Annotated in this window: 24 protein-coding genes; 12 read left to right on the top strand and 12 right to left on the bottom strand. The window is 72.1% G+C overall.

Annotated elements, in window-relative coordinates; translation table 11 throughout:
- Positions 1-10: 10 nt before the first annotated feature.
- Both ACIHFE_RS31285 and ACIHFE_RS31280 read left to right on the top strand, forming a co-directional pair.
- Entirely contained in the window at positions 11-622 is a 612-nt protein-coding gene (locus tag ACIHFE_RS31285; protein WP_400111966.1) for a methyltransferase family protein, read from the top strand.
- A gap of 13 nt (positions 623-635) precedes the next feature.
- Positions 636-2,294 carry an AMP-binding protein gene (locus ACIHFE_RS31280; RefSeq protein ID WP_400111964.1) on the top strand — a complete coding sequence of 553 codons (1,659 nt, stop codon included), beginning with the start codon at positions 636-638 and terminating at the stop codon, positions 2,292-2,294.
- A gap of 76 nt (positions 2,295-2,370) precedes the next feature.
- Here the strand turns inward: ACIHFE_RS31280 and ACIHFE_RS31275 are convergent, their stop codons facing one another.
- A complete protein-coding gene (locus tag ACIHFE_RS31275) occupies positions 2,371-2,988 on the bottom strand; it encodes a TetR/AcrR family transcriptional regulator (RefSeq protein ID WP_400111962.1) in 618 nt (205 codons plus the stop codon).
- A gap of 78 nt (positions 2,989-3,066) precedes the next feature.
- Between ACIHFE_RS31275 and ACIHFE_RS31270 the strand changes: the two genes are divergently transcribed.
- Both ACIHFE_RS31270 and ACIHFE_RS31265 read left to right on the top strand, forming a co-directional pair.
- Positions 3,067-3,279 (top strand): hypothetical protein, encoded by a 213-nt coding sequence (locus ACIHFE_RS31270; RefSeq protein ID WP_400111960.1) that lies wholly within the window; start codon positions 3,067-3,069, stop codon positions 3,277-3,279.
- Complete coding sequence (locus ACIHFE_RS31265) at positions 3,276-3,398, top strand: hypothetical protein (RefSeq protein ID WP_400111958.1); 123 nt, start codon at positions 3,276-3,278, stop codon at positions 3,396-3,398. Before ACIHFE_RS31270 ends, ACIHFE_RS31265 begins: the two co-directional genes overlap by 4 nt.
- A 7-nt stretch (positions 3,399-3,405) precedes the next feature.
- On the opposite strand, the gene ACIHFE_RS31260 is transcribed toward ACIHFE_RS31265, so the two are convergent.
- The 3 genes from ACIHFE_RS31260 to ACIHFE_RS31250 form a co-directional block, all read right to left on the bottom strand.
- On the bottom strand, positions 3,406-3,906 hold the full coding sequence (locus ACIHFE_RS31260; protein WP_400111957.1) for a DUF6624 domain-containing protein: 501 nt from the start codon (positions 3,904-3,906) through the stop codon (positions 3,406-3,408).
- Positions 3,907-4,042: 136 nt separating this feature from the next.
- Positions 4,043-5,605 carry an FAD-dependent monooxygenase gene (locus ACIHFE_RS31255; protein WP_400111955.1) on the bottom strand — a complete coding sequence of 521 codons (1,563 nt, stop codon included), beginning with the start codon at positions 5,603-5,605 and terminating at the stop codon, positions 4,043-4,045.
- Between the two features lie 93 nt (positions 5,606-5,698).
- Entirely contained in the window at positions 5,699-6,292 is a 594-nt protein-coding gene (locus ACIHFE_RS31250) for a TetR family transcriptional regulator (protein WP_400111954.1), read from the bottom strand.
- Positions 6,293-6,600: 308 nt separating this feature from the next.
- On the opposite strand from ACIHFE_RS31250, the gene ACIHFE_RS31245 reads away from it, so the two are divergent.
- The 3 genes from ACIHFE_RS31245 (at position 6,601) to ACIHFE_RS31235 (ending at position 9,600) form a co-directional block, all read left to right on the top strand.
- Positions 6,601-7,188 (top strand): hypothetical protein, encoded by a 588-nt coding sequence (locus ACIHFE_RS31245; protein WP_400111952.1) that lies wholly within the window; start codon positions 6,601-6,603, stop codon positions 7,186-7,188.
- 453 nt (positions 7,189-7,641) lie between these two features.
- Positions 7,642-8,574 (top strand): hypothetical protein, encoded by a 933-nt coding sequence (locus ACIHFE_RS31240; protein ID WP_400111950.1) that lies wholly within the window; start codon positions 7,642-7,644, stop codon positions 8,572-8,574.
- Between the two features lie 126 nt (positions 8,575-8,700).
- On the top strand, positions 8,701-9,600 hold the full coding sequence (locus ACIHFE_RS31235; RefSeq protein ID WP_400111948.1) for a phytoene/squalene synthase family protein: 900 nt from the start codon (positions 8,701-8,703) through the stop codon (positions 9,598-9,600).
- Between the two features lie 25 nt (positions 9,601-9,625).
- Here ACIHFE_RS31235 and ACIHFE_RS31230 read toward each other — a convergent pair whose 3' ends face one another.
- Positions 9,626-10,588 carry a threo-3-hydroxy-L-aspartate ammonia-lyase gene (locus tag ACIHFE_RS31230; RefSeq protein WP_400111946.1) on the bottom strand — a complete coding sequence of 321 codons (963 nt, stop codon included), beginning with the start codon at positions 10,586-10,588 and terminating at the stop codon, positions 9,626-9,628.
- A gap of 137 nt (positions 10,589-10,725) precedes the next feature.
- On the opposite strand from ACIHFE_RS31230, the gene ACIHFE_RS31225 reads away from it, so the two are divergent.
- Positions 10,726-11,247 carry a hypothetical protein gene (locus ACIHFE_RS31225; RefSeq protein ID WP_400111945.1) on the top strand — a complete coding sequence of 174 codons (522 nt, stop codon included), beginning with the start codon at positions 10,726-10,728 and terminating at the stop codon, positions 11,245-11,247.
- On the opposite strand, the gene ACIHFE_RS31220 is transcribed toward ACIHFE_RS31225, so the two are convergent.
- The 3 genes from ACIHFE_RS31220 to ACIHFE_RS31210 form a co-directional block, all read right to left on the bottom strand.
- Complete coding sequence (locus ACIHFE_RS31220; protein ID WP_400111943.1) at positions 11,211-11,726, bottom strand: MarR family winged helix-turn-helix transcriptional regulator; 516 nt, start codon at positions 11,724-11,726, stop codon at positions 11,211-11,213. The genes ACIHFE_RS31225 and ACIHFE_RS31220 overlap by 37 nt on opposite strands.
- A 104-nt stretch (positions 11,727-11,830) precedes the next feature.
- Positions 11,831-12,109 (bottom strand): DUF1540 domain-containing protein, encoded by a 279-nt coding sequence (locus ACIHFE_RS31215; RefSeq protein ID WP_400112018.1) that lies wholly within the window; start codon positions 12,107-12,109, stop codon positions 11,831-11,833.
- Between the two features lie 233 nt (positions 12,110-12,342).
- On the bottom strand, positions 12,343-14,319 hold the full coding sequence (locus ACIHFE_RS31210) for a heavy metal translocating P-type ATPase (protein WP_400111941.1): 1,977 nt from the start codon (positions 14,317-14,319) through the stop codon (positions 12,343-12,345).
- A 124-nt stretch (positions 14,320-14,443) separates the two neighbouring features.
- On the opposite strand from ACIHFE_RS31210, the gene ACIHFE_RS31205 reads away from it, so the two are divergent.
- Complete coding sequence (locus tag ACIHFE_RS31205; RefSeq protein ID WP_400111939.1) at positions 14,444-14,815, top strand: ArsR/SmtB family transcription factor; 372 nt, start codon at positions 14,444-14,446, stop codon at positions 14,813-14,815.
- Positions 14,812-16,515: an ABC-ATPase domain-containing protein gene (locus ACIHFE_RS31200; RefSeq protein WP_400111938.1), complete on the top strand. Its 1,704-nt coding sequence runs from the start codon at positions 14,812-14,814 to the stop codon at positions 16,513-16,515. Before ACIHFE_RS31205 ends, ACIHFE_RS31200 begins: the two co-directional genes overlap by 4 nt.
- Positions 16,516-16,584: 69 nt before the next feature.
- Here ACIHFE_RS31200 and ACIHFE_RS31195 read toward each other — a convergent pair whose 3' ends face one another.
- Positions 16,585-17,391: a DNA-formamidopyrimidine glycosylase family protein gene (locus tag ACIHFE_RS31195; protein ID WP_400111936.1), complete on the bottom strand. Its 807-nt coding sequence runs from the start codon at positions 17,389-17,391 to the stop codon at positions 16,585-16,587.
- 44 nt (positions 17,392-17,435) lie between these two features.
- Positions 17,436-17,834, bottom strand: a complete 399-nt coding sequence (locus ACIHFE_RS31190; RefSeq protein ID WP_400111934.1) for a YidB family protein — start codon at positions 17,832-17,834, stop codon at positions 17,436-17,438.
- 155 nt (positions 17,835-17,989) lie between these two features.
- Here ACIHFE_RS31190 and ACIHFE_RS31185 point away from each other — a divergent pair, with 155 nt between their 5' ends.
- Entirely contained in the window at positions 17,990-19,306 is a 1,317-nt protein-coding gene (locus tag ACIHFE_RS31185) for a cytochrome P450 (protein WP_400111932.1), read from the top strand.
- On the opposite strand, the gene ACIHFE_RS31180 is transcribed toward ACIHFE_RS31185, so the two are convergent.
- Together ACIHFE_RS31180 and ACIHFE_RS31175 are read right to left on the bottom strand one after the other, a co-directional pair.
- Positions 19,275-19,820, bottom strand: a complete 546-nt coding sequence (locus ACIHFE_RS31180; RefSeq protein WP_400111930.1) for a hypothetical protein — start codon at positions 19,818-19,820, stop codon at positions 19,275-19,277. The two genes, ACIHFE_RS31185 and ACIHFE_RS31180, sit on opposite strands and share 32 nt — an antisense overlap.
- Before the next feature lie 197 nt (positions 19,821-20,017).
- Positions 20,018-20,686, bottom strand: a complete 669-nt coding sequence (locus ACIHFE_RS31175) for an alpha/beta fold hydrolase (protein WP_400111928.1) — start codon at positions 20,684-20,686, stop codon at positions 20,018-20,020.
- A 207-nt stretch (positions 20,687-20,893) separates the two neighbouring features.
- Between ACIHFE_RS31175 and ACIHFE_RS31170 the strand changes: the two genes are divergently transcribed.
- On the top strand, positions 20,894-21,349 hold the full coding sequence (locus ACIHFE_RS31170) for an RICIN domain-containing protein (RefSeq protein WP_400111926.1): 456 nt from the start codon (positions 20,894-20,896) through the stop codon (positions 21,347-21,349).

The raw sequence follows: 21,349 nt of genomic DNA, 5'->3' as shown, positions 1-21,349 counted from the left end.
CACACCGCACGTGGATGGCTCCGCACTTCTGCTGTTGCTGCTGAACTTCGGCTTTATCGGCGCGCTGCCGAGGCTCTTCTTCCGCTCGGACGGCCGGTTCAACCTCAAGTGGTGGCTGACCGCCCTGCCGTTCTTCCTCTGCCCGGCGCTGGTCACGGCGGCGGCCGCCCTCGACTGGCAGCCGCTGGTCCCGCATTCCTGGCGCACCGGGCTGACCTTCGCCGCCGTGGTGCTCAATGTGGCCTCGATCGCGCTGATCTTTATGACCCTGGGCACCCATCGCATTCCGCTGGCGCTGTGGCACCAGGAGAACGACGCTCCCCGGCACATCGTGACCTATGGCGCCTACCGCCGGATCCGGCACCCCTTCTACTCCGCCTTCCTGCTCGCCTTTGTCTCCGGGCTGCTGGCCTGGCCGCACTGGTCCACCCTGGCGCTGGCGGTCTACGGCGTGTGCGCGCTGCACGGCACGGCGGTGCGGGAGGAACGGCGCCTGGCCGCCTCGGAGTTCGGCGCCGAGTACCGCGACTACCTCGCCCACACCGGGCGCTTCTTCCCCCGCCCGGGCCGGATTCCGGAGACCGGGCCGCTGGCGGAGACCGCCCCGGCCGGCAAGCGATAGGAAGGCCCGCGCCATGTCGCCTCTTCTCTCCTGGCTGACCGACCCCCACCCCGAGCGCGGTGTGCGCTTCGCCGACGACTCGGACGGCTGGGAGTTCGTCCCTTACCGTGAACTCGCCCGTTCCGCACGGCGGATGGCCGCGGAGATGACGGCGGCCGGGGTGCGCCCCGGCTCCGTGGTCTGCCTGATCCTGCCCAGCGGGCGCTCCTTCCTGAGCGCCTTCTTCGCCGCCTGGGCGGCCGGAGCCACCATCTCCCCGCTGCTGCCGCCCTCCTTCCAGTCGGACGGCGAGTACACCGAATACGTCTCGGGAATTCTCCGGCAGGCCGAGCCCGCCCTGGTGGTCACCGCGGAGGAGTTCGCCCCGCTGGTCGCCCGGGCGATGGCCGAGGCCGGCCGGGCGGACGGACCTTGGACTCCCCGGGAGGGCCCGGTCGCGGCGGCCGACGTCCAGCCGGCCGCCGGAACCGCCCTGCTGCAATTCACCTCCGGCTCCACCGGGGAGCCGCGCGGCGTCCGGGTCTCCTGGGCCAATCTGGCGGCCAACCACGCCGTACAGCGGCGGATGTCGGGCTGGCGGGACGGGGACGGGGTGGCCTCCTGGCTGCCGCTCCACCATGACATGGGCCTGATCGGCTGCTTCCTCTTCCCGGTCGCCGCACAGAGCCCGCTGTGGCTGATGCGGCCGGAACAGTTCATCCGTGACCCCGCCCGCTGGCTGGCCTGCTTCGCACCCGGCAGGGCAGCGCACTCGGCGGCGCCGTCCTTCGCCTTCGCCTATGCGGCCCGGCGGCTGCGGCCGCACCGGCTGGCGGAGCTGGATCTGTCCGGCTGGCGCACGGTGATCATCGGCGCGGAGGTGATCGACCCGGCGGCCCTGGACGCCTTCGCCCGCTTCGCCGCCCCGGCCGGCTTCTCCCCCGACGCCTATCTGCCCTCCTACGGCCTGGCCGAGAACACCCTGGCGGTGACCGGCGCCGACGGCCCGGTGCTGCTGGTACGCCCCGACTGGTCCTCGCTGCGGATGGGCCGGGCGGTGACCATCACCGAGGAGACCAAGCTGGGCGACCGGCCCATCGAGCCGGGATCCGGCTGGCTGGTGGGGCATGGCGCGCCGCATGTGCGGGACGGCATCGGCGTACGGGTCGTCGATGAGGAGGGCCGCCCGCTGCCCGACGGCCGTCTCGGCGAGATCGCGGTGACCGGCACCTCGGTCGCCGAGGGCTACCACGGCGGCCGCGAGGGCGGCGCCACCCGGTTCGCGGGCGGTGAACTGCGCACCGGGGACGCCGGGTTCCGCCATCATGGCGAGCTGTTCGTACTGGGCCGGATGGGAGACAGCCTCAAGCTGCGCGGCCGCAGTGTGTATGTCGACGACCTGGACGCCAAGGTGGCGGCGGCGGCCGGCGTGGCCAAGGACCGGGTGGCGGTGGTCGCCGTCAACGACCGGGGACGGGCCGGTCTGGCCGTCTTCGTGGAGTCGGCCCCCGGCCCCTGGACAGCCGACGTGACCGAGGCGCTCCGGGGTGAGCTGGGCCCCGAGCCCTCACTCACCCTGGTCGCCGGACGGCGCGGCCTGCTCAAGCGGACCAGCAGCGGCAAGCCGCGCCGCCGGCATATGTGGCGGCTGCTGCGGGAGGGGGCGGTGAAGGGGGCGACCGTTATCGGCTAGCGGTGGCGCCCTGCGGCTCCGCCGCCAGGACGCGGAAGTGGGAGTGATCCGGCGCGGGCGGCGCAGCCGTGACCCGCTACCGGGCCAGCTCGGTCAGATGGGCCAGCAGCACCGCCTGGCATGAGGGCGCGCCGAGCACCTCCGGGTGCAGCGCCGCAGCGTGGCCGAGCCCGTCCACCAGCGCGCTCAGCCGCTCGGTCTCCAGCTCGAGGTCGCGTCCCACGCCCAGCGTGCCGCAGTCGTCGAGCCGGGTGAGCACCCGGTGCACCAGCCTTCTGGTGCCCACCGCGGTGTGGTGCGCCAGTTCCGCGAACGCGGGGTTGGTCCGGGCGGCCGCGTTGAAGTCGATGAAGACGGTGACCTCGGCGCGGCGCCGCTCGTCCAGCGGCAGCAACTCGCCCAGCAACTCGGCGGCCAGCCGGAGGCGTTCGGGGCGGTCATGGACGGCCAGGTCGCCGATCCGCTCCACCCGCCGCAGTACCCGTCCGGTGACCCGGTCGAGCATCGACCGCATGGCGAAGTCCATCAACTCCTGCTGGCTGGCGAAGAAATGGCGCAGCGAGCCGATATTGAGTCCGGCCTCGTCGGCGACGGCGCGCAGCGAGGCGCGCTGCAGCCCGTCGCGTACCGCGACCCGGAAGAGGGCGTCCACGACTTCCCGGCGACGGGCTTCCGCATCCACGAGCTTGGGCATGCCCCCTTTTCTATCACGACCGTGATAAATTATTTTGGCATCACACCCGTGATAGAAAAACTGTGGCCGGGAGGGCACATGGAGACCTATCTCAACCTCATGCTCATCAGGTTCGGCCTGCTGGCCGGCGGCCTGGTGGTGCTGGCCCTGGCCGTCTTCGCGGTGGCCCTGACCCTCAAGCGCCGCGGCCGGCTCGACCAGGCCCGCCGCTATGCGGACCCCGCGGCCCGGGCGGCGCTGCGGATGATGGCCGAGCGCCTGGAGAACGGCCGCCGGGGCGGCCGGCGATGACCCTCCACCACCTGGTAGTGGACCTGGCGATCAAGGCCGTCATCGTGGTGGTGGCACTGATCGCCCTCGCCACCGGCATGGCGGTGATCTGGCGGCGGGCGGGCCGGCGTCACGACTGACCGCGCTTCAGCTCACCGCGTACCGGGCCACATACTCCGCGAAGGGCTCGATCCCGGCCGCCGCCCGCAACTCGTCCATACGCTCCGGCTCCTGGCAGGGCCAGGGAACCGGAGCGCCGTCGCGCACCCCGGCGATCTGGGTCCCACAGATCTGCGGATGCCCCTCGTTGACCAGCACCCGATCCCGGAGGAAGGCCAGTTGGCGCGGATCGGCCGCTTCCGATTCCGCCATCAGCCGTAGCGCCCGGCGCTGCACCTCCAGCTGGCGGTCAGCGTGCTGGGCGATCAGCCAGGCGGAGCGGGCGGCGTCCGCACCGACCAGCCCGGCCGTGGGCCAGCCATACCGGTCCATGATCTCGTTCAGCCGGTCACCGTGCCGCGCCGTGAGCCGGCGCCAGGCCAACTGATCCGCCGGCTCCGGACTGTTGGCGCCCGCGGCGGCGCCGTGGTCCGCCTCGGCCATGGCCATGAGCTCCTCGGCCAGGGCGGCCGCTTCCCCTGCTGTCATGTCCGTTCCCTCACTTGCCCGTTGCTCCGTTTCCGGCTCCATCAGGCTAGGTGCGGCCGGACCACCTCAAGATCATTCGCAGGCATGGCGACAGAGCCGGTTTTTTGCCGATAAACTGTTCTGGCAGCAGGGCGAGTTATGCGATGCGCGGAACGCGGACCCTGAACCAGCGTTGGACGGCCGCTCGCAGTTCGGCCAGCTCGCCCGTGTCGGGGCGGGGTGAGCGGCAGGCCCAGGCCACATAGCCGTCGGGGCGGATCAGCAGGCCGGTGAGGCCGGCCGAGCCGCCGCCCTGCGCGATGACGATGTCGAGAGCGTCCTGCCCGTCCGTCAACACTGCTGCCACCGCCCCGTCCCCGGTCAGGTCGATGAGCAACGGCCGGGCGTTCCTGGCGAGTTCGGCGAGCCGGACCTTCCCTGCCCCGGTGATCAGCTCCAGCTCCGGTGCGAAGTAGCCGACCGCGGGGTGGGGGTCGGTGATGCCCATGTCGTAGCGGACATCGGTGCCCGCGGTGAGGTCGGCGAGGTGCTGGACGACCTGCTTGTGGTCGAGCAGCTCGGTGAAGAGTTCGCGCAGGGCGGTGGTATCGCTCCCTGGTGCGGTGAGCGCGGACTGCGCCTCGGCGTTGAGCACCATGCGGCGGGCGGCCTGCCGGCGCTCGGTGTCATAGGTGTCGAGCAGGCCCGGCGGGGCGGTGTCACGCAGCGCCGCGGCGAGCTTCCAGCCGAGGTTGACGGCGTCCTGCAGACCGAGGTTCAGCCCGGGGCCGCCGCCGGAGGCATGGACATGGGCGGCGTCGCCGACCAGGAAGACCCGGCGGTCGCGGAACCGGTCGGCGACCCGGGTGTTGCCGCCGGTCAGCCGTCGCAGCACATGCGGGCCCGCTCCGTCCGGCGGGCCGAGTGGCAGGTCAACTCCGAGGACCCGACGGATACTTGCTCGCATCTCGGCCAGGGTCATCGGCTCGTGCGTGGCCGGCTGGTCCCACTCGGTGGTGCTGACCAGCGGCGGCTGGCCGGGGAACGGCGCGTAGGAGAAGCCGCCCTGGTCGGTCCGGTGGGGCAGGAAGGGCAGGACCGGCCCATGGCCGGGAATCGTCAGGGCGCCGCCGACCGGGTCAAGCCACTCGGCCGGGACGGTGGCGTGGGCAGAGCGGTTGGTGCGGCGGTCGTAGCTGACACCGGGAAAGGCGATCCCGGAAAGCTTGCGGATCACGCTGTGCGCGCCGTCCGCGCCGACCACATAGCGGGCGCGGAGCCGCTGATCGCCGTCGGGCCCGCTGACCTCCAGGGTGACGGCGTCCTCGCCCTGGGTGATGGCACTGACCCGGTGACCGCGCCGCAGGTCGGCGCCGAGAGCGCGGGCGCGCTCCTCCAGGACCTCGACGATACGGTGCTGCGGGACCGCCAGCCCGAAGACCGGACTGGCCTCCAGCAAACCGAGGTTGAGGCCCATGGCGGCGAACATGAAATAGGCGGAGTTCGGCAGCGGGGGCGTGGGACTGCCACCGAGCGGCTCATAAAGGCCGCGGTGGTCGACCATGCGCACCACCTGCCCCAGCAGGCCGTTGGCCTTGGGCTCCGTGCTCGGCTGGAGGAGCTGCTCCAGCACGATCGGGCGGATGCCGGCCAGGCTCAGTTCGCAGGCCAGCATCAGCCCGTTCGGGCCGCCTCCCACAATGATCACGTCGGCTATCACGGTCGGATCTCCTTGATGCGAACGGGAAAGGACGGCATCGCCAGGCGAGTCGGCCGCCGCTCGTCGTTACGGAACGGGCAGGCCGGCGGCGAGTTACTCAAAGACCTGAGCCAGGACCGCGCCGAGCGGCATGGATTCGTCGGCGCGCAGGCTGTGCTCGACGGCCACCGCACTGCCAGCCGCGACCAGCCTCGGGTAGATGTCACGCTCGGCGTCGGTGCCGGTGCGCCGCGCAACGGCCTTGGCCAGCACTTGCTGGGCGGCCGCGTTGGCCTTGACGATCTCACCGGCCAGCGCGGGTTCGGCCAGCATCAGCCGCACCCCCTCGCGCCAGCGCTCGTTCTGCGGCGCGGAGCCCTCCGGCGGTACGAACTGGCCCAGGACAGCGTGGCGCAGCGAGTCCCACAGCGGTTCGCCGGCCGGACGCTCGAGCAGGTCGTCGGCCACCTGGAGCATCCGCTCCAGGTGGCCGGCGGCGATCGCCTCGGCCTTGCCCGCGAAGTAGTTACGAAAGGTGCGGACGGAGACATTGGCCTCGGCGGCGATCTGCTCAATGGTCACATCGGCCCAGCCATGCAGGACGCACAGCCGGATCGCCGCCTGGCTCAGCGCGACCCGGGTCTGCCGCTTCTTGCGCTCACGGAGTCCGGGCTGACCGGTCGTGCGGGGCTCGTCTGCGGGTGCCATACGGGCATCGGGCAAATTTTGCCGATACGGCAAGTATTGCGCCTACTGTGGGCCGGGCCGGACAGCCGTGCGCGCCTTGAGTCGGGACGCGGGCGCCACCGCCTCGCCCGATACGCTCCAATCGGACGCGACAGCAGTGAGCAGTGCCACCCCGTGCGGCAGGGTGCGCCTCCCACGGCGCGATAAGCCCCTTGCCACGCAGTCGAATTGGCCAGATCCCCCCTACCGGACATGGGCGACCTGCCGCTTACTGGCATTAACGCGCAAAACTGGCTATTCGGCTGGTTTGCGATAAAAGGGAGAACGTCATGTCTCCAACCGGCACCATCGTCGATCTCTCCACCAGTCCCCCGGCCCAGCCCAACGCGTACTACACCGGCCTGGGCCAGGAGCTGCATGTGGTCGACGCGCGCTTCCTCGGCCCACATGTCACCGGCGACTACCTCACCATCTCCAGCAACCCCAGCTTCGACGGCTGGGCTGTCACCGTCGACAACATCGACATCTTCAGTGCCGACTTCGCCAAGACCGGCAACCTGTCCCAGGCCGTGAACCTCAACGGCAGCCAAGTCGGCGAAATCCAGCAGGAGTTGCTCACCACTCCGGGCCACCGCGTCACGGTCAAGCTTCGAGCCGGCCACAACACGGGCGGGATGTACAACAAGGACGCGCTGTTCTGGATCCAGGTCAACGGAAACCCCGCCACCCGTGTCACCTACAACCTCGGCGCGCTCGCCGATCTCGTCGACCAGCCCGGCAAACAGAACTACTGGCACGAGGTGACGTACCAGTTCAGCGCCGAAGGGCATGACGTCGTGCAGTTCCATGGCGATCCCGACGGAGGAGCCTACGGGGCGATCCTCACGGAGGTCCGCGCCTATCAGGCGGCAGTCTGAGTGAGCCCGACGGGCGGTGGCCAAGCGGCGCTGTTCGCGGCACCGAACGGATCCGGCATGATGCCGGGCGGACCTCCAGTGCGGCCGCCCGACGCGGCGAGGCCGGTGCGGGATGGCCACCGGCGGCGGCCCATGCAAGACGCACCGGGATCAAGAGCCCGGCCCTGGCCAGGAATCCCTCCTCCTGGAGATGCCTGAGCCAGGGCCGGAGCCGGACTATGCGGCGCCGGTGCCGCCCGCCCTGGCGGCGCGGACCCTGAACCTCGGCTGAGGGGCCGTCAGTGTGGCAGCTCCGCGACGGGACGCGCCCGCCGCGCCACGCCGGCGCGGCTACCGGCCGCTCCGCGCCGGGTCGTTGGGTCCCTGGCAAGGGTGCGAAGGAGCACAAGTCCACTGACCCGGCGGCGGGCCGGAGAGCATGGGATCCGAGGCGCCAACCATGAGGAGCCCACCATGACCTCTCTGCCCCGGCCCGTGATCGACGCCATGGCCGCCCGTGCGATGCGCATGCACCACATGCTGTGGCACATCTCGCGCAATGAGTGGGCCGGCCTCTCGCCCGGCCGGCGGCAGGTGTTCCGCGACCACGGCTGGGATCCGCCCCGCCCGGCCCTGACGGGCGGGGATGCGCCGCGGCCCGAGCTCGACAACGGCTCGGGCGAGGACTTCCTCTATATGCACCGGCAGATGATCGCCGGGGTCAATGCGATCCTTGCCCGGCTGGCCGATCCCCGGTATCCGCGGGTGCGGGGCTGGCGGGTCATCCCGGCGCCCGGCGACACCGGGTATCCGGTTCCGCCGGCCTTCGAGGTGCCCGGAGACCCGGACACCACCGGTGCCATCGACAGCGCCAAGAGCGCGGCGTCATACGCCCAAATCATGCGGTGGCAGGGCGACTTCACGGATCCGTCGGCGCTGCGCACCATGTCACTGGGCCGGCTCGGGGCGAGTATCGAATTCACCATTCACAACCGGATGCATCTGCGCTGGGCGGCCCGACTGCCCGCCTACCGCCCGGACGGCGACCCCTTCGCCGTCGATCCCCGCTGGGACGATCCCGGCTACGACTGGCTCGCCGACTTCTACTCCTCCCATGTCAACCCGGTGTTCTGGAAGCTCCATGGCTGGGTGGACGCCCGGATCGACGGCTGGATGTCGGCCCACAGTCGAACGGGCCCCGTGCCCTGGAGCTTCAGCCCGCCCTGGACCGGCCCCATGGCACACCCCCAGCACTCGGTGACCGGACTCGCCCTCCGGGCCCGCCCGGGGAGCGCCGAGGCCGCCGCGCTCGCCGCGCACCTGCGCAACCTGGAAGCGGCCATGGACGATCTGAGGCACGCGGGGGTCCGGGTGCGCACGCCCTCGTTCCGGACCTTCGGCAGCTGAGACAGGCGGCCTTGCCCGGGGCGGGCGCCAACCTGCCGCCGTGCGCCCCGACTTGCCGCGACGGGACACCCCGGCGCCGGAGGCGGTAGGCTCGCCTCCGCTCATCGCCGTCCGCTGGAGAACCATATGCACAACTGGGACCGGACCCTCACTCTGGCGGGCATCGGCCACCCGTCACTGCGGGCGGACTACACCCGCCAACGCGATCTGGTCGCCGCCTACCGGCGGCACGCCTACGCCGCCGTGCGGCTGCTGCTGCCCGCCGCCCTGGTCCCGCATGTCATCGCCGCCACCGCGTTTATGCACCGCACCGACACCCTGCTGGACCGGGCCGAGGACGAGGGGGTCTCCTGGGCGCGCTGGGAGAAGGAGGTCCGCGCCGCGCTGGCCACCGGTGACACCACCGACCCGGAGCTCCGGCCGCTGCTGCACACCCTCTCCGTGCATCCCGCGCTGCGCGGCCCTATCGAGGACTTCCTCACCGGGGCGTCCCTGGACCGGGAGTTCACCGGTTTTCCCGATGAGGCGGACTACCAGCGCTATGTGGACGCCTACTCGCTGCCCGCCTTTATGCTGATCGCCTCCCTGCTGCTGGCGCCGGACGCCGACCCCCTGGCCGCCCGTCAGCTGTGCCGGGCCTATATCGACGGCAGTCAGCGCCTGGACTTCGTCAACGACCTGGCCGAGGACCTGGGTTCGGGCCGGCTCACCCTGCCGGTGACCACGCTGGCCCGGCATGGCGTCAGCCGGGAGGACCTGGAGCGGGGCCGGGACACGGCCGGCGTCCGGTCCCTGCTGCGGACTCTGCTGGAGCAGGCGCGCGGTGATCTGCTGGCCGCCCGGCCGCTGGTCCGCCTGGCTCCGCCGGCCAACCGGGCGTTCGTCCGGGCGGTGATCGAGCTGGAGGTGCGTACCGCCGACGCGGCTCAGGCCAAGGACGTTGCGCTGCTGGGCGGTTCGGCACGGCCGCCGGTGCTCACCGCGCTCCGGGTGCTCTACCGGGAGTACGCCCGGCGCGGCCGCTGACCGCCCCGGTCCGCCCGCCGTCCGGTCACCGGGCCGTCAGGGCGGCGAAGCGGGCGGGGTCGATATTGCCGCCGCTGACCAGGACGCCCACCCGCCGGCCGCGCAGTTGCCCGGCCATGGTGCGCAGCGCGGCCAGGCCCAGGCATCCGGTGGGCTCCACCACGATCTTCATCAGGGTGAAGAACATCCGCATGGCCTCGATGAGTTGGGCGTCGGTGGCGGTGAGGATCTCGGGGGCGGCCCGGCGCAGCAGGGTGAAGGGCAGGGTGCCCAGATGCTCGGTCTGTGCTCCGTCGGCGATGGTCCGGGGGATGTCTATGCGCACGATGCGTCCCTCGCGGAGGGATCTCCGTCCGTCGTCGCCCGCCTCCGGCTCGACGCCATAGAGCGTGCAGCGCGGTGCCAGTGCCCCGGCGGCCAGGGCGGTTCCGGAGAGCAGTCCGCCGCCGCCGAGCGGGACGAAGAGGGCGTCCAGTTCGCCTGCCTCCTCGAAGAGTTCCTTGGCGGCCGTGCCCTGCCCGGCGATCACATGGGGGTGGTCGAAGGGCGGGATCAGGGCCAGTCCCCGTTCGGCGGTCAGCGTCCGGGCGATCTCCTCCCGGTCCTCGGTGTAGCGGTCGTAACTGATGATGTGCCCGCCATAGCCCCTGGTGGCCGCGACCTTGGCGGCGGGGGCGTCATGGGGCATCACGATGGTGGCGGGAATGTCCAGGAGCTGGGCGGCCAGTGCCACGGCCTGGGCATGGTTTCCGGAGGAGTAGGCGACCACTCCGGCACGGCGCTGTGCGGCGGAGAGCCGGCAGAGCGCGTTGTAGGCGCCACGGAACTTGAAGGCACCCATGCGCTGGAAGTTCTCGCATTTGAACAGTACTTGGGCACCCAGCTCGGCGTCGATCAGCCGGGAGTGCAGTACGGGGGTGCGGTGGGCGTGCGGTGCGATGCGGCCGGCGGCGTCGAGGACGTCCTGGTAGGTCGGCGGGGCGGACACTGCTGCCTCCTTGTCGGGGACGACGGGGCGTCAGACTTTACCGCTTCTTGGCGGATGGACCTCCCCCGATCATCTTTGGACTGTGCAAATCTTTCTCGTCTCAAGGTGTTCGGAGGCGCCGGGAGGAGGCGGGTTGGGTGACGATGCTCCTCGACCGCGACATCGTCTGCGCGGTACTCGAATCCAGGGAACATCCGCTGCGGCGTTTCGATCTGGTCCTGGAGGTGTTCTGGGCCGCCGGCTATGACCGCGAGGTCTACCGCACCGTGTACGACCTGCCGGAAACCCAGGCCGCACTGGCCCGGTTGGTGGACCGGATGCGCCGGGAGGGCACCTTGGTACTGCTCTCGGACACCGGCTGGCGGCAGTTGCTGGGCGGCGCCTTCCAGCCCGGGCTCGTCACTCATGGCCACCGTGGGAGGTACTGGTACGCCACCGCGGCGCAGCACACCCGCTGGCGGCGGGCCGTCGCCGGGCGGCAGGCGCGTATCGCGGCGATCGCCGACCGGCTGAAAGCCGGCGCCGGGGCCGAGTTGCTGGCCCATGCCCCGTCCGATCTCGCCTTTCTGCTCTCCCTGGTCCAGCGGGACCATCCGGCCGGGAACGCGGAGCCAGGTCCTCGTTATGAGGCGGCGGGAGCCACCCAGCCCAGCGGGTAGAGCCCCAGTCCCTCGGCGGCGGGCTCACCGCCCGCCTCCGCGAAGGCCGTCAACGCCTCGACCAGGGCCTGCCGTTGGGCCGGCAGCAGGCGCCCCACGATCCCGGTGATCTCCTCGCGGCGCCGGGAGGTGACCTCCCCGACCAGCCGGCTGCCGTCCGGGGTGAGCCGCAGTACGGTCTCCCGGCGGTTGTCGGCGTTGACCTGCCGGGAGACCAGTCCGGCGGCGATCAGCCGGTCGATCATGCGCATCGCGGTGGAGGGGTTGACGCCCAGTAGCTCCGCCACCGTCACCAGATTGACGGCGCCATGGGTCGACAGGACGACCAGCAGCCGGAACTGCGGCAGGGTCACCTTGTCCTCGACTGCGGCGAGCGAACGCGCGGAGACCGCCACCAGCAGTCGTGAAGCGGTGAGCACCGCATGGGTCACCGCATCGACATCGTCCGTTCCTTGGACGGGGCGCGCACGATTGGCCATGCCTCCCTTTCTACCGTCTCGCGCTCTCCTCCCAAGGACCTTTGCGGATGACGGACCACGGCCCCTGGGGGCGGTCCGGGAACCGTCCGGTCCCGTTGCACGGCCTAACGGGAGGTGTAGGTCAGGCAGTCCGCTGTCTCCCACACCGTCCCCACCGTGATGCCGGGCGCCTGGCACTCCAGGTCCATGTTGTAGCGGCAGCCGGACATCTTGCACGCGCCCACCCGGCCGACGGCCGAGGCGTCCCCGCCCTTGCCGGGGTAGCTGAAGAAGGTGTCACAGTGGGCGTGCCGGGAGTCTCCGACGGTGATGGCCAGGGCGTGACAGTTGCTGTCCTGGTTGTAGGCGCATTCGGTGACCTGGCAGACGGTCACCTGCGGCATGTCCACGGCATTCCTCCCGGTACGGCGGTATGGCGTTCGGCGCCCGATCCCTTCCTCCGGTGACCGGCGGGGACACCGGTTGCCGGGCCGGTTCACCCGGCCAGTCGGCGTCCGGGGTAACGCCGTCCCTGGCGGGCCGCGGGTACGGTCGGCGGCGCCGGCGCCGGGGAGCACCTCACCGGAGGAGCCGGCCGTGGGGGTGTCCCCGGACCGGCCGCTGCCCGTGCCGTGCCTCACCCCGCCGCGTCGCCGCGCGCCCGCCGCCAGGCCGAATCGGCCAGCATCCGCAGCCCGTTGAGGCCCACGATCACCCTGGAGCCCTCGTGTCCGGCCACCCCGAGCGGCAGCGGGAGTTCCCCGGCGAGGTCCCAGACGACCAGGGTGGTGATGAACACCGAGGCGATCACCAGGTTCTGCACCACCAGCCGGCGGGCCCGCCGGGAGAGGGCCACCAGGGCGGGCACGGTGGTGAGTTCATCGCGGACGATGACGGCGTCGGCGGTCTCCAGGGCGAGGTCGGACCCGGCGCGGCCCATGGCGATGCCGGTATGCGCGGCGGCCAGCGCCGGGGCGTCATTGACGCCGTCACCGACCATCAGCACCCGGTGTCCGGCCGCGGCCAGTTCGCCGATCGCCGCCACCTTGTCCTGCGGCAGCAGCCCGGCGCGGACCTCGCCGATGCCTGCCTCGGCGGCCGGCCGGGCGGCGGCGCGCGGGTTGTCACCGGTGACCAACACCGGGGTGGCGCCGGTCAGTTCGGTGAGGGCGCTGACCGTGGCGGCGGCCTCGGCGCGCAGCCGGTCGGCGATGCCCAGCACCCCGGCCGGGCTGCCGTCCAGCAGCACCAGGACCGCGGTGCCGCCCTCGTCCTCCAGGCCGGCCACCACCCCGGCGACGGGGAGCTCGCGGCCGCCCGGCAGCCGGGCGGGGCTGCCCACCGTCACCGTCCGGCCGTCGACGGTGGCGGTGACCCCGGTGCCGGGGGTGGCGGTGAAACCGGTCACCGTGGGCACCGGCAGCGCCCGGTCGCGGGCCGCGGCCACGATGGCGCGGCCCAGCGGATGCTCGCTGGGGTGTTCGGCCGCCGCGGCCAGGGTGAGCAGGGTGTCCTGGTCCAGGCCCGCGGCGGGCAGCGGGTGGATCCCGGTGACGCGCGGGGTGCCCTCGGTCAGGGTGCCGGTCTTGTCCAGGGCCACCCGGTCGATCTGGCCGATCCGCTCCATCACCACGGCGGACTTCACCAGGACGCCGTGCCGGCCGGCGTTGGCGATGGCGGACAGCAGCGGTGGCATGGTCGCCAGCACCACCGCGCACGGGGAGGCGACGATCATAAAGGTCATCGCCCGCAGCAGGGTGGGCCGCAGGGCGGCCCCGAACAGCAGCGGCAGCACGAACAGGGCCACGGTGGCGGCCACCATGCCCAGCGAGTAGCGCTGTTCGACCTTCTCGATGATCAGCTGGGTGGGCGCCTTGGTCTCGGAGGCTTCCTCGACCATGGCCACGATCCGGGCGATCACCGAGTCCGCGGGATCGCGCTCGACCTTCACCCGCAGCGCCCCGGTGCCATTGAGGGTGCCGGCGAACACCTCGTCACCGGGTTCCTTGAGCACCGGCAGCGGTTCTCCGGTGATGGTGGCCTGGTCCACCTCTCCGGTGCCGTCCAGCACCCGGCCGTCGGCGCCGATCCGCTCGCCCGGCCGGACCAGGATGACGTCCCCGACCGCCAGCCCGGCGCCGGCGACGGTGGTCTCCGTACCGTCGTCGGCGATGCGGGTGGCGGTGGCGGGCGCCAGGTCGAGCAGCCCGCGTACGGAGTCGGCGGTGCGGGCGGTGGCGATGGCCTCCAGGGCGCCGGAGGTGGCGAAGATGACGATCAGCAGGGCGCCGTCCAGCACCTGCCCGATCGCCGCCGCCCCGATCGCCGCGACCACCATCAGCAGGTCGACGTCCAGGGTCTTCTCCCGCAGCGCCCGCAGGCCCGCCCAGCCGGGCTCCCAGCCGCCGGTGAGATACACCAGCGCGTACAGCGGGCCCCAGGCCCAGGCCGGGGCGCCGAGCAGCTGCAGCGGCAGCGCGATCAGGAACAGCCCCACGGCGGCGGCCGCCCACCGGGCTTCGGGCAGGGTGAAGATCCGGGTGCGGCGGCGGGGCGTCACCACTTCCCGCACGGCATCGGGCACCGTGGCAGGCCGGCTGAGGGTGGAGGTCATCGCAGCGGTGATCCTTCGTTCGCATGCGGGTGGGAGCGGGGTGGGAACGGGTCCGACTCCCGACACCATACAGGAACACATGAACATTGATTCATGCATTCATTCCGGCCGGTAACATGAACGCATGGGTCATGGAGCCACTCCCGCGAAGCACGCCGTCCCGCATATGCGCCTGGACGCGGCCAACGCCGCCAGGGTGGCCAACACGCTCCAGGCCCTGGCCACGCCTTCCCGGCTGCTGATCCTGGCCCGCCTGCGCGAGGGCCCGCTGCCCGCCACCGAACTGGCCGTCGAGGTCGGCATGGAGCAGTCCGCCTGCTCCCACCAACTGCGCCTGCTGCGCAATCTGGGCCTGGTCACCGGCACCCGCAAGGGTCGCTCGGTGGTCTACACCCTCTACGACAACCATGTCGCCGAACTCCTCGACCAGGCGCTGTACCACGTGGAACACCTGCAACTGGGCCTGTCCGACGCGCCCGTGACGGAGCAGGCATGACCCACCGCCCCCGCCGGGACGGCGAACTCTCCTCCGTACTGCGTCGGTTGGACGGCGCACCGTACAGCCGCTACAAGTCGCTGACCGGCCGCTGGCCCGCCCCCGGCCACCAGCTGGAGATGGTCCGGGCCCAGGCGGACCCCTTCGCACCGCCCGCCCGGCTGGCCCTGCACATCCCCTCCGCCATCGCCGGCTTCCCGCCCGAGCTGTGGCGGACGCCGCTGCGACGGCGTGCCCTGGCCGGCTTCCTGGCCCGGCGGGCCGCCGCCGAGGCCGGGCCCGGGATCCTGGTGGACGCGGGCGGCCAGGAGGTGCTGGACCGGGCCTCCTGCCAGATCGGCGGACCGGACGCGGCCGACCCCGGTTCGGTGACCCTGCGGCTCAACGCGCCCCTGCCCGGCCCCAGGCGCCGGGTGGACGGCCGCGCCGCCGAGGAGCTGCTGTGCCACCGCCTGCCCCGGCTGGCCGAACGCGCCCTGCGCCACCAGGCGTTGGACACCGCCGCGCTCCAGCGCTTCATCCACACCGTGGAGGACTCCTGCGCCTTGCGGGAGGCGCTGCCCGGCCTGGGCCTGGTCGCCTTTGTGGCCGACGGCGCCGTACTGCCGCGCCGCAGCGGGGTGGACGACCGGATGGCCACCGGACCGGGCGTGGTCCCCTTCCGCTCCCCCGAGAAACTCCGCCTGACCGTGGAACTGCCGCATGCGGGCCGGGTGCCGGGCATGGGTGTGCCGGAGGGCGTCACCCTGGTCGTCGGCGGTGGTTTCCATGGCAAGTCCACGCTGCTGCGCGCGCTGGAGAGCGGAATCCACGACCATGTGCCGGGCGACGGACGGGAGTTGGTGGCCGCCCGGCCCGACACCGTGAAGGTCCGTGCCGAGGACGGCCGCCGGGTCGAGCGGGTGGATCTGCACGCCTTTGTCAGCCACCTGCCCACCGGTCAGGACACGGCGGACTTCCGCACCGACAACGCCTCCGGCTCCACCTCGCAAGCGGCCTCCATGGTGGAGGCGGTGGAGGCGGGCGCCCGGGTGCTGCTGGTCGACGAGGACACCGCGGCCACCAACCTGATGATCCGGGACGCCCGGATGCAGGCGCTGGTCGCCAAGGACCGGGAGCCGCTCACCCCGTTCGTGGACCTGGTCCGCTCCCTGCACCGCGACCACGGGGTCTCCACGGTGCTGGTGATGGGCGGCTCGGGCGACTATCTGGAGATCGCCGACCGGGTGCTGATGATGGACGGCTACCGGCCCTCCGATGTGACCGCCCGGGCCGGAGAACTGGCCGCGGTACCCACTGGCCGGCGCCCCGAGGCGGACGCCTTCCCCGCCGTGGCGCACCGCAGGCCCGACCCGGCGTCGGTGAACGGCACGGCTCGCGGCCGGGTACGGATCGCCGCCCGTGGCACCGACGCCCTGGTCTTCGGCGAACACACCGTGGACCTGCGGGCCGTTGCGCAGCTGGCCGACTCCCCGCAGGTGGTGGGCGTAGGGCACGCCCTGGCGCTGCTGGTGCGCGAGGGCCACCTGGACGGCAGACGCACCCTGGCCGCCGCCCTGGATCTGCTGGACGGCCAACTCGCCCTCGGTGTGGGCCCCTTGCTGTCGGTACGCGACGAGGACTTCGCCCTCCCCCGCCGCTTCGAGGTCGCCGCGGCCCTCAACCGCCTGCGGACACTGACGGTCGGCCGCGACCGCTGACGGACCCGCCCCCGGAGCCTGGACGGTCCGCGTCTCGCGGTTCGCCAAGAGGGCCGACGCCCTCCGGCGTCACACCGGGCCCTCCGGCTCCGGGCCCGTCTGGCAGCCGGGGCACCAGTAGGCAGGCCGCTCCCACCCGGGCGGTCCCTGGCCTGCCACCGCGATGGCGGTGCCACAGCGGCGGCAGGGGCGGCCGGCCCGGCCGTACACCCACAGATGGTGATCGGGCCGCCGGTCGGCGGTAGTGATACGGGCGGTGCGGGCCTTGTTCACTTCCAGCAGCTTCCCGGCGAGCGATGCCATCCGTTCCGGCCGTGGCACCCGGTCCACCGGCAGCCAGGGCGTCACCCGCAGCAGGAAGCACAGCTCCGACTTGTAGACATTGCCTACGCCCGCCAGATTGCGCTGGTCCAGCAGGGCCTCCCCGACGGCCCGGCCGGGCTCGGCGAGCAGACGGCGGGTGGCCTCGGCCGGGTCCCAGTCCGGGCCCAGCGGGTCGGGGCCGAGGTGGCCGACCACGGAGTCCTCCTCGGCGGTGCGCAGCAGTTCCAGGGTGGGCAGCCGGTAGCCGAGGACGGTGTGGGCGGCGGTGCCGAGCACGGCCCGCAGCTGGTGCTCCGGCCCGCCTCGCCGGCGTTCACCGGCGGCCCGGATCCGCCAGGAGCCGTCCATGCCGAGGTGCGAGTGCAGGGTGAACCCGCCCTCGACGCGGATCAGCAGATGCTTGCCGCGCGAGATCACCCCGGTGACTTCCCGGCCGGTGAGGTCCACCGTGGCCAGCGCGGGCACCCTCAGATCGCAGTGGACCAGCCGCTGCCCGGTCAGCACCCGGTCCAGCTCCCGTGCGGCGCGCCAGACGGTGTCCCCTTCGGGCATCCGGTCACTCCTCGGCGGGGATCAGCACCGCCATGCCCTGGTGGCTACCCGACCTGCTGCCGGATGATGTCCTCCAGCGACCCCTGCGGGATCTCCCCGGCCGGGGTGAGCTTGTCCACGGCCTGGGGCAGCGCCTCGGCGAGGCGGTCCGCCGTCTGCTCCGGGGAGAGGCCGGACTGCTGTGCCACATGGTTGAGCACCTGGTCCGGCACGGCCTGGGCGATGTCCGGGCCGCCGACCGGCTGGTTGCCGCCGGTGCTCACCCAGGACCGGGTCTGCTCGCCCAGCCCGCCCTCGTTGAGTTCCTGGATCAGGCCCTCCAGCGATTCCCCGCCGCCGCTGCCCAGCGCGCCCAGCAAGGATCCGAGAAGGCTGCCGCCGGATTGACCGCCGCTCTCGCCGAGCAGCCGCTCCAGCAGACTTCCCAGGTCAGATCCGGCCATGACGGCTTCCTTCCTACGGCAGTGGCACTTGAACGCATGGTCGCATCGTGGGCACCCACTGTCATGTGGAGCCGGTCCCGCCGGCTTGCCGGCCGCCCGCCCGGGGAAGGCCGATGGACAACCGCAGCCATCGCCCCATGAGAGGTGCACCGCCCATGACTCCCCGCGCACCGGCGGCCTGGCCGCTGGTCGGCCATCTGCCCCGGTTCGGCCGGGATCCCCTGCGCTTCCTCCGCTCCCTGCCGGTCCACGGCGAGCTGGTTGAAGTCCGGCTGCCCGGGCGGCGGGTGTTTGTCCTCTGCCACCCGGAGGCGGCCCGCCGCGCGCTGGCCGACGGACGGACCTTCGACCGCACCGGCCCGCTCTTCGACCGCGTCCGCGCGGATATGGGCAACGGCCTGGCCACCTGTCCCTACGCCGAGCACCGCCGGCAGCGTCTGCTGCTGCGGCCGGCCTTCCACCGGGAACGGCTGGACCACTATGCCGTGGTGATGCGCGAGGAGGCCGAGGCGCTGCTGGGGCGCTGGCGCCACGGGCAGGTGATCGACGTGGTGGCGGCCATGTTCGGGCTGACCGTCTCGGTGGCGGTGCGGACGCTGTTCTCCGCCCGGGCCGACGCGGCCACCACCGCCGCGCTCCGGCGCTGCCTGGACGTCTATCTGCGCGGTTCCTACACCCGCACCCTGCTGCCGCTGTCCGCCGCCTTGCCCACCCCCGCCAACCGCCGCTTCGAGCGGGCGCTGGCCCAGTGGCGGCATTACGTCCGGCAGATCATCGCCGAGGCGCGGCGGCGGCCCACCGAAGGGCCGGATCTGCTGTCCGCCCTGCTGGAGGCCCGTGACGACGCCCAGAGCGGGCTGAGCGAGGAGGAACTGGCCGACCAGATCGCCGTGCTGGTACTGGCCGGTGCCGAAACCACCTCGGCGGCGCTGTCCTGGACCTGGCACCTGCTGGCCGCCCATCCTCGGGCCGAGGCGGAACTGCACGCCGAGGTGGACTCCGGCCGGCGCGACCCGGCGGCTCTGGAACACACCCACCGGGTGGTGAAGGAGTCCCTCCGCCTCTATCCGCCGGCCTGGGCCATCCCGCGCACCATCACCCAGGAGACCGTGCTGGCAGGCCACCGGCTGCCGGCCGGGGCCACTCTGGTGTTCAGCCCCTATGTGCTGCATCACCGGCCCGACCTGTTTCCCGGGCCGGAGCGCTTCCGCCCGGAGCGGTGGCTGCCGGGCGCAATGGACCAGCCGGCCCGGGCCGCGTTCCTGCCCTTCGGCGCCGGGCCCACCCGGTGCATCGGCGAGTCCTTCGCGCTCACCGAGACCACCGTGGCCCTGACCGCCATCGCGGCCCACTGGCGGCTGCTGCCGCTGCCGGGCCGCCCGGTCCGCCCGGCGGCCCGCAGTGTGCTGGCGCCCAGGACGCTGCCGATGCGGCTGGCCCTCAGAGGAACAGCAGTGTCGTCGGGCCCTTGATCTCCTCAACTCCCTTGTGTGAGGCGCAGTCCAGCAGATTGAGGGTGCCCTGCAGGCCGGGCGAGGCCACCGGCCTGCCCCGGTACTTCCCTTCCACCACGGTGCCCTCGACCAGCGCCACCGTCTCCCCGGCCACCGGCTGCACCAGGTTCCGCCTGGTGTAGAGGATTTTGCTGTGCTCACCGGTGTTCCAGGTGACCCACTCCACGGCCGTGCTGGAGACCGACAGACAGCTGGTCTCCCCGGCGCCCTTGATCACCGATTGGGCCGAGGTGACCCGGGGGTCGGTGCCCGAGCAGAGATAGCCCGCCGCGCCGCCGATGCTTGAGTGCCTGGTCCGCAGCGTCAGCCCGGGCTCGAAGCGGATGGTGGCGCTGCCCGCGCAGGTGAGCGTCGGGCGGTCGGGGTCTCCCCCATGGGCCGAGGCCGACGGCACGGCGGGCCAGGCCAGCAGAGCCGAGGCCAGAGCCGCACTTCCCAGAGCCCGGAACGCCCGGAACCAGGAACGCTTCATTTCCACCCCTTCACCACGGAGGCCGGAAGTCCGGCGGACCCACCGCATCCTGCCGTCTCCCGGGGCCCGTTCCGCGACGAAGGCCCCACATGCCAGGGCCGGGCCGCAGCATCCGTTCGCCGCGCGGCGCCAGCCGCGTCCCGGGCGCCGCCCCGCACGGCTTTGCTACGCGCCAACCCCCCTTGTCCGGTTCCGCTCTACCCCTCCAGCAGGATGCGCAGGATTTCGTCCGGCACCTCCCGCATCACATTGTGCCGAGTCTTCAGGGCGTGCACCCGGAACGAGGGGTCCTGCGAGGCCCGTTCGTACGCCGGGCGGAACGGGGACTCGGCGCCGCCCCATTCGGTGGCGTAGACGTAGTCCTTGCGCTTGAAGCGACTCAGCTCACCGCTCAGCCGGATCCGCTGGAGCAACGAGGCGAGCGGGTGCGGCGTGGTCCGCTCGCCGAAGAGCGGCAACGGCTCCACCCCGTAACCGGTCGCCGCGGAACCGCCGATGTACCACTCGCGCTGGGCGTCCGTGGTCAGCGTCCAGCAGGAGTCCCCGTCCGAGGGCAGGAAGGCGTCGAGATAGACCAGGCCCTCGACCCGATCCGGTGCCCGGTCGGCCGCGCCGGTGATCACCATGCCGGCGTAGCTGTGGCCGACCAGCACCGCGTCCGTGATCTCCTCGTCCTCCAGCAGGTTCACCACATCGTCGATATGGGTGTCGAGGTTGACGGAGGCAGCCAGCTGATGCTTGCGCGCCCCGATGCCGGTCAGTGTCAACGGATAGGCCTGGTGGCCATGTTCGCGCAGCCGACGGGCCAGCGGTTCGAACCACCAAGCGCCGTGACAGGCTCCGGGGACAAGGACGAACGTGGTCATGAGCGGGCTCCTCGGTGGCTGAAGTTGATCAAGGTTACGGTACTTCAGGAAGCCTCCTTGCCCGGCCGCTGAACTCCAGGGCCGTCTTCCCGCGCCTGGTGCGCTGTCACCCCGGATCGTTCCGGATGCTCCGCCCCGCCCGGCCACGGCTACCTTCCACCCGTCGACTCACGCCTCCGGACGGACCGGAAGGAATGGAGCGGATCTATGCGCAGCACCCGAACACTCCTGCTCGGCACGGCCCTTGCCGTGGCCTCCCTCGCCCTCGCGCCGGCTGTCGCCGCGGCCCCGGCGGGCGCCGAAGACGCCGTCCAGAGCTTCCGGAACCAGGCCACGGGCCGCTGCATGGACGATACGGACAACGGCTTCCGCACCTGGAGCTGCAATGGCAGCAACCCGCAGAAGTGGTCCATTCACGTCTGGGACGACGGAACCCGCCAGCTGAGGAGCGTCAATACCGGCCGCTGTATCGAGGACACCGACAACGGCTTCCGGACCGTGGGGAGTTGCAGTTCGGCCCGGGAGCAGAGCTGGTGGGTCAAAGTGTGGGACGACGGCACCGTCCGCTTCCAGAACCAGGCCACCCTGCGGTGCATCGACGACAGCTCCCAGGGATTCCGTACCTGGGCCTGCAACAACAGCCAGTACCAGAGCTGGTCCTGA

The sequence above is a fragment of the Streptomyces sp. NPDC052396 genome, assembly GCF_044593195.1.
GTDB lineage: Bacteria > Actinomycetota > Actinomycetes > Streptomycetales > Streptomycetaceae > Streptomyces.
Note: the sequence above shows the minus strand (reverse complement) of the source record. Positions and strands in the feature narration are given on the sequence as shown.

Bases quoted from the DNA above. Each gene is read 5' to 3' on its own strand.
- ACIHFE_RS31280 (WP_400111964.1), top strand. From the start codon at position 636: ATGTCGCCTCTTCTCTCCTGGCTGACCGACCCCCACCCCGAGCGCGGT.
- ACIHFE_RS31275 (WP_400111962.1), bottom strand. From the start codon at position 2,988: ATGCCCAAGCTCGTGGATGCGGAAGCCCGTCGCCGGGAAGTCGTGGAC.
- ACIHFE_RS31270 (WP_400111960.1), top strand. From the start codon at position 3,067: ATGGAGACCTATCTCAACCTCATGCTCATCAGGTTCGGCCTGCTGGCC.
- ACIHFE_RS31265 (WP_400111958.1), top strand. From the start codon at position 3,276: ATGACCCTCCACCACCTGGTAGTGGACCTGGCGATCAAGGCCGTCATC.
- ACIHFE_RS31260 (WP_400111957.1), bottom strand. From the start codon at position 3,906: ATGACAGCAGGGGAAGCGGCCGCCCTGGCCGAGGAGCTCATGGCCATG.
- ACIHFE_RS31250 (WP_400111954.1), bottom strand. From the start codon at position 6,292: ATGGCACCCGCAGACGAGCCCCGCACGACCGGTCAGCCCGGACTCCGT.
- ACIHFE_RS31245 (WP_400111952.1), top strand. From the start codon at position 6,601: ATGTCTCCAACCGGCACCATCGTCGATCTCTCCACCAGTCCCCCGGCC.
- ACIHFE_RS31240 (WP_400111950.1), top strand. From the start codon at position 7,642: ATGACCTCTCTGCCCCGGCCCGTGATCGACGCCATGGCCGCCCGTGCG.
- ACIHFE_RS31235 (WP_400111948.1), top strand. From the start codon at position 8,701: ATGCACAACTGGGACCGGACCCTCACTCTGGCGGGCATCGGCCACCCG.
- ACIHFE_RS31220 (WP_400111943.1), bottom strand. From the start codon at position 11,726: ATGGCCAATCGTGCGCGCCCCGTCCAAGGAACGGACGATGTCGATGCG.
- ACIHFE_RS31215 (WP_400112018.1), bottom strand. From the start codon at position 12,109: ATGCCGCAGGTGACCGTCTGCCAGGTCACCGAATGCGCCTACAACCAG.
- ACIHFE_RS31210 (WP_400111941.1), bottom strand. From the start codon at position 14,319: ATGACCTCCACCCTCAGCCGGCCTGCCACGGTGCCCGATGCCGTGCGG.
- ACIHFE_RS31205 (WP_400111939.1), top strand. From the start codon at position 14,444: ATGGGTCATGGAGCCACTCCCGCGAAGCACGCCGTCCCGCATATGCGC.
- ACIHFE_RS31200 (WP_400111938.1), top strand. From the start codon at position 14,812: ATGACCCACCGCCCCCGCCGGGACGGCGAACTCTCCTCCGTACTGCGT.
- ACIHFE_RS31195 (WP_400111936.1), bottom strand. From the start codon at position 17,391: ATGCCCGAAGGGGACACCGTCTGGCGCGCCGCACGGGAGCTGGACCGG.
- ACIHFE_RS31190 (WP_400111934.1), bottom strand. From the start codon at position 17,834: ATGGCCGGATCTGACCTGGGAAGTCTGCTGGAGCGGCTGCTCGGCGAG.
- ACIHFE_RS31185 (WP_400111932.1), top strand. From the start codon at position 17,990: ATGACTCCCCGCGCACCGGCGGCCTGGCCGCTGGTCGGCCATCTGCCC.
- ACIHFE_RS31180 (WP_400111930.1), bottom strand. From the start codon at position 19,820: ATGAAGCGTTCCTGGTTCCGGGCGTTCCGGGCTCTGGGAAGTGCGGCT.
- ACIHFE_RS31175 (WP_400111928.1), bottom strand. From the start codon at position 20,686: ATGACCACGTTCGTCCTTGTCCCCGGAGCCTGTCACGGCGCTTGGTGG.
- ACIHFE_RS31170 (WP_400111926.1), top strand. From the start codon at position 20,894: ATGCGCAGCACCCGAACACTCCTGCTCGGCACGGCCCTTGCCGTGGCC.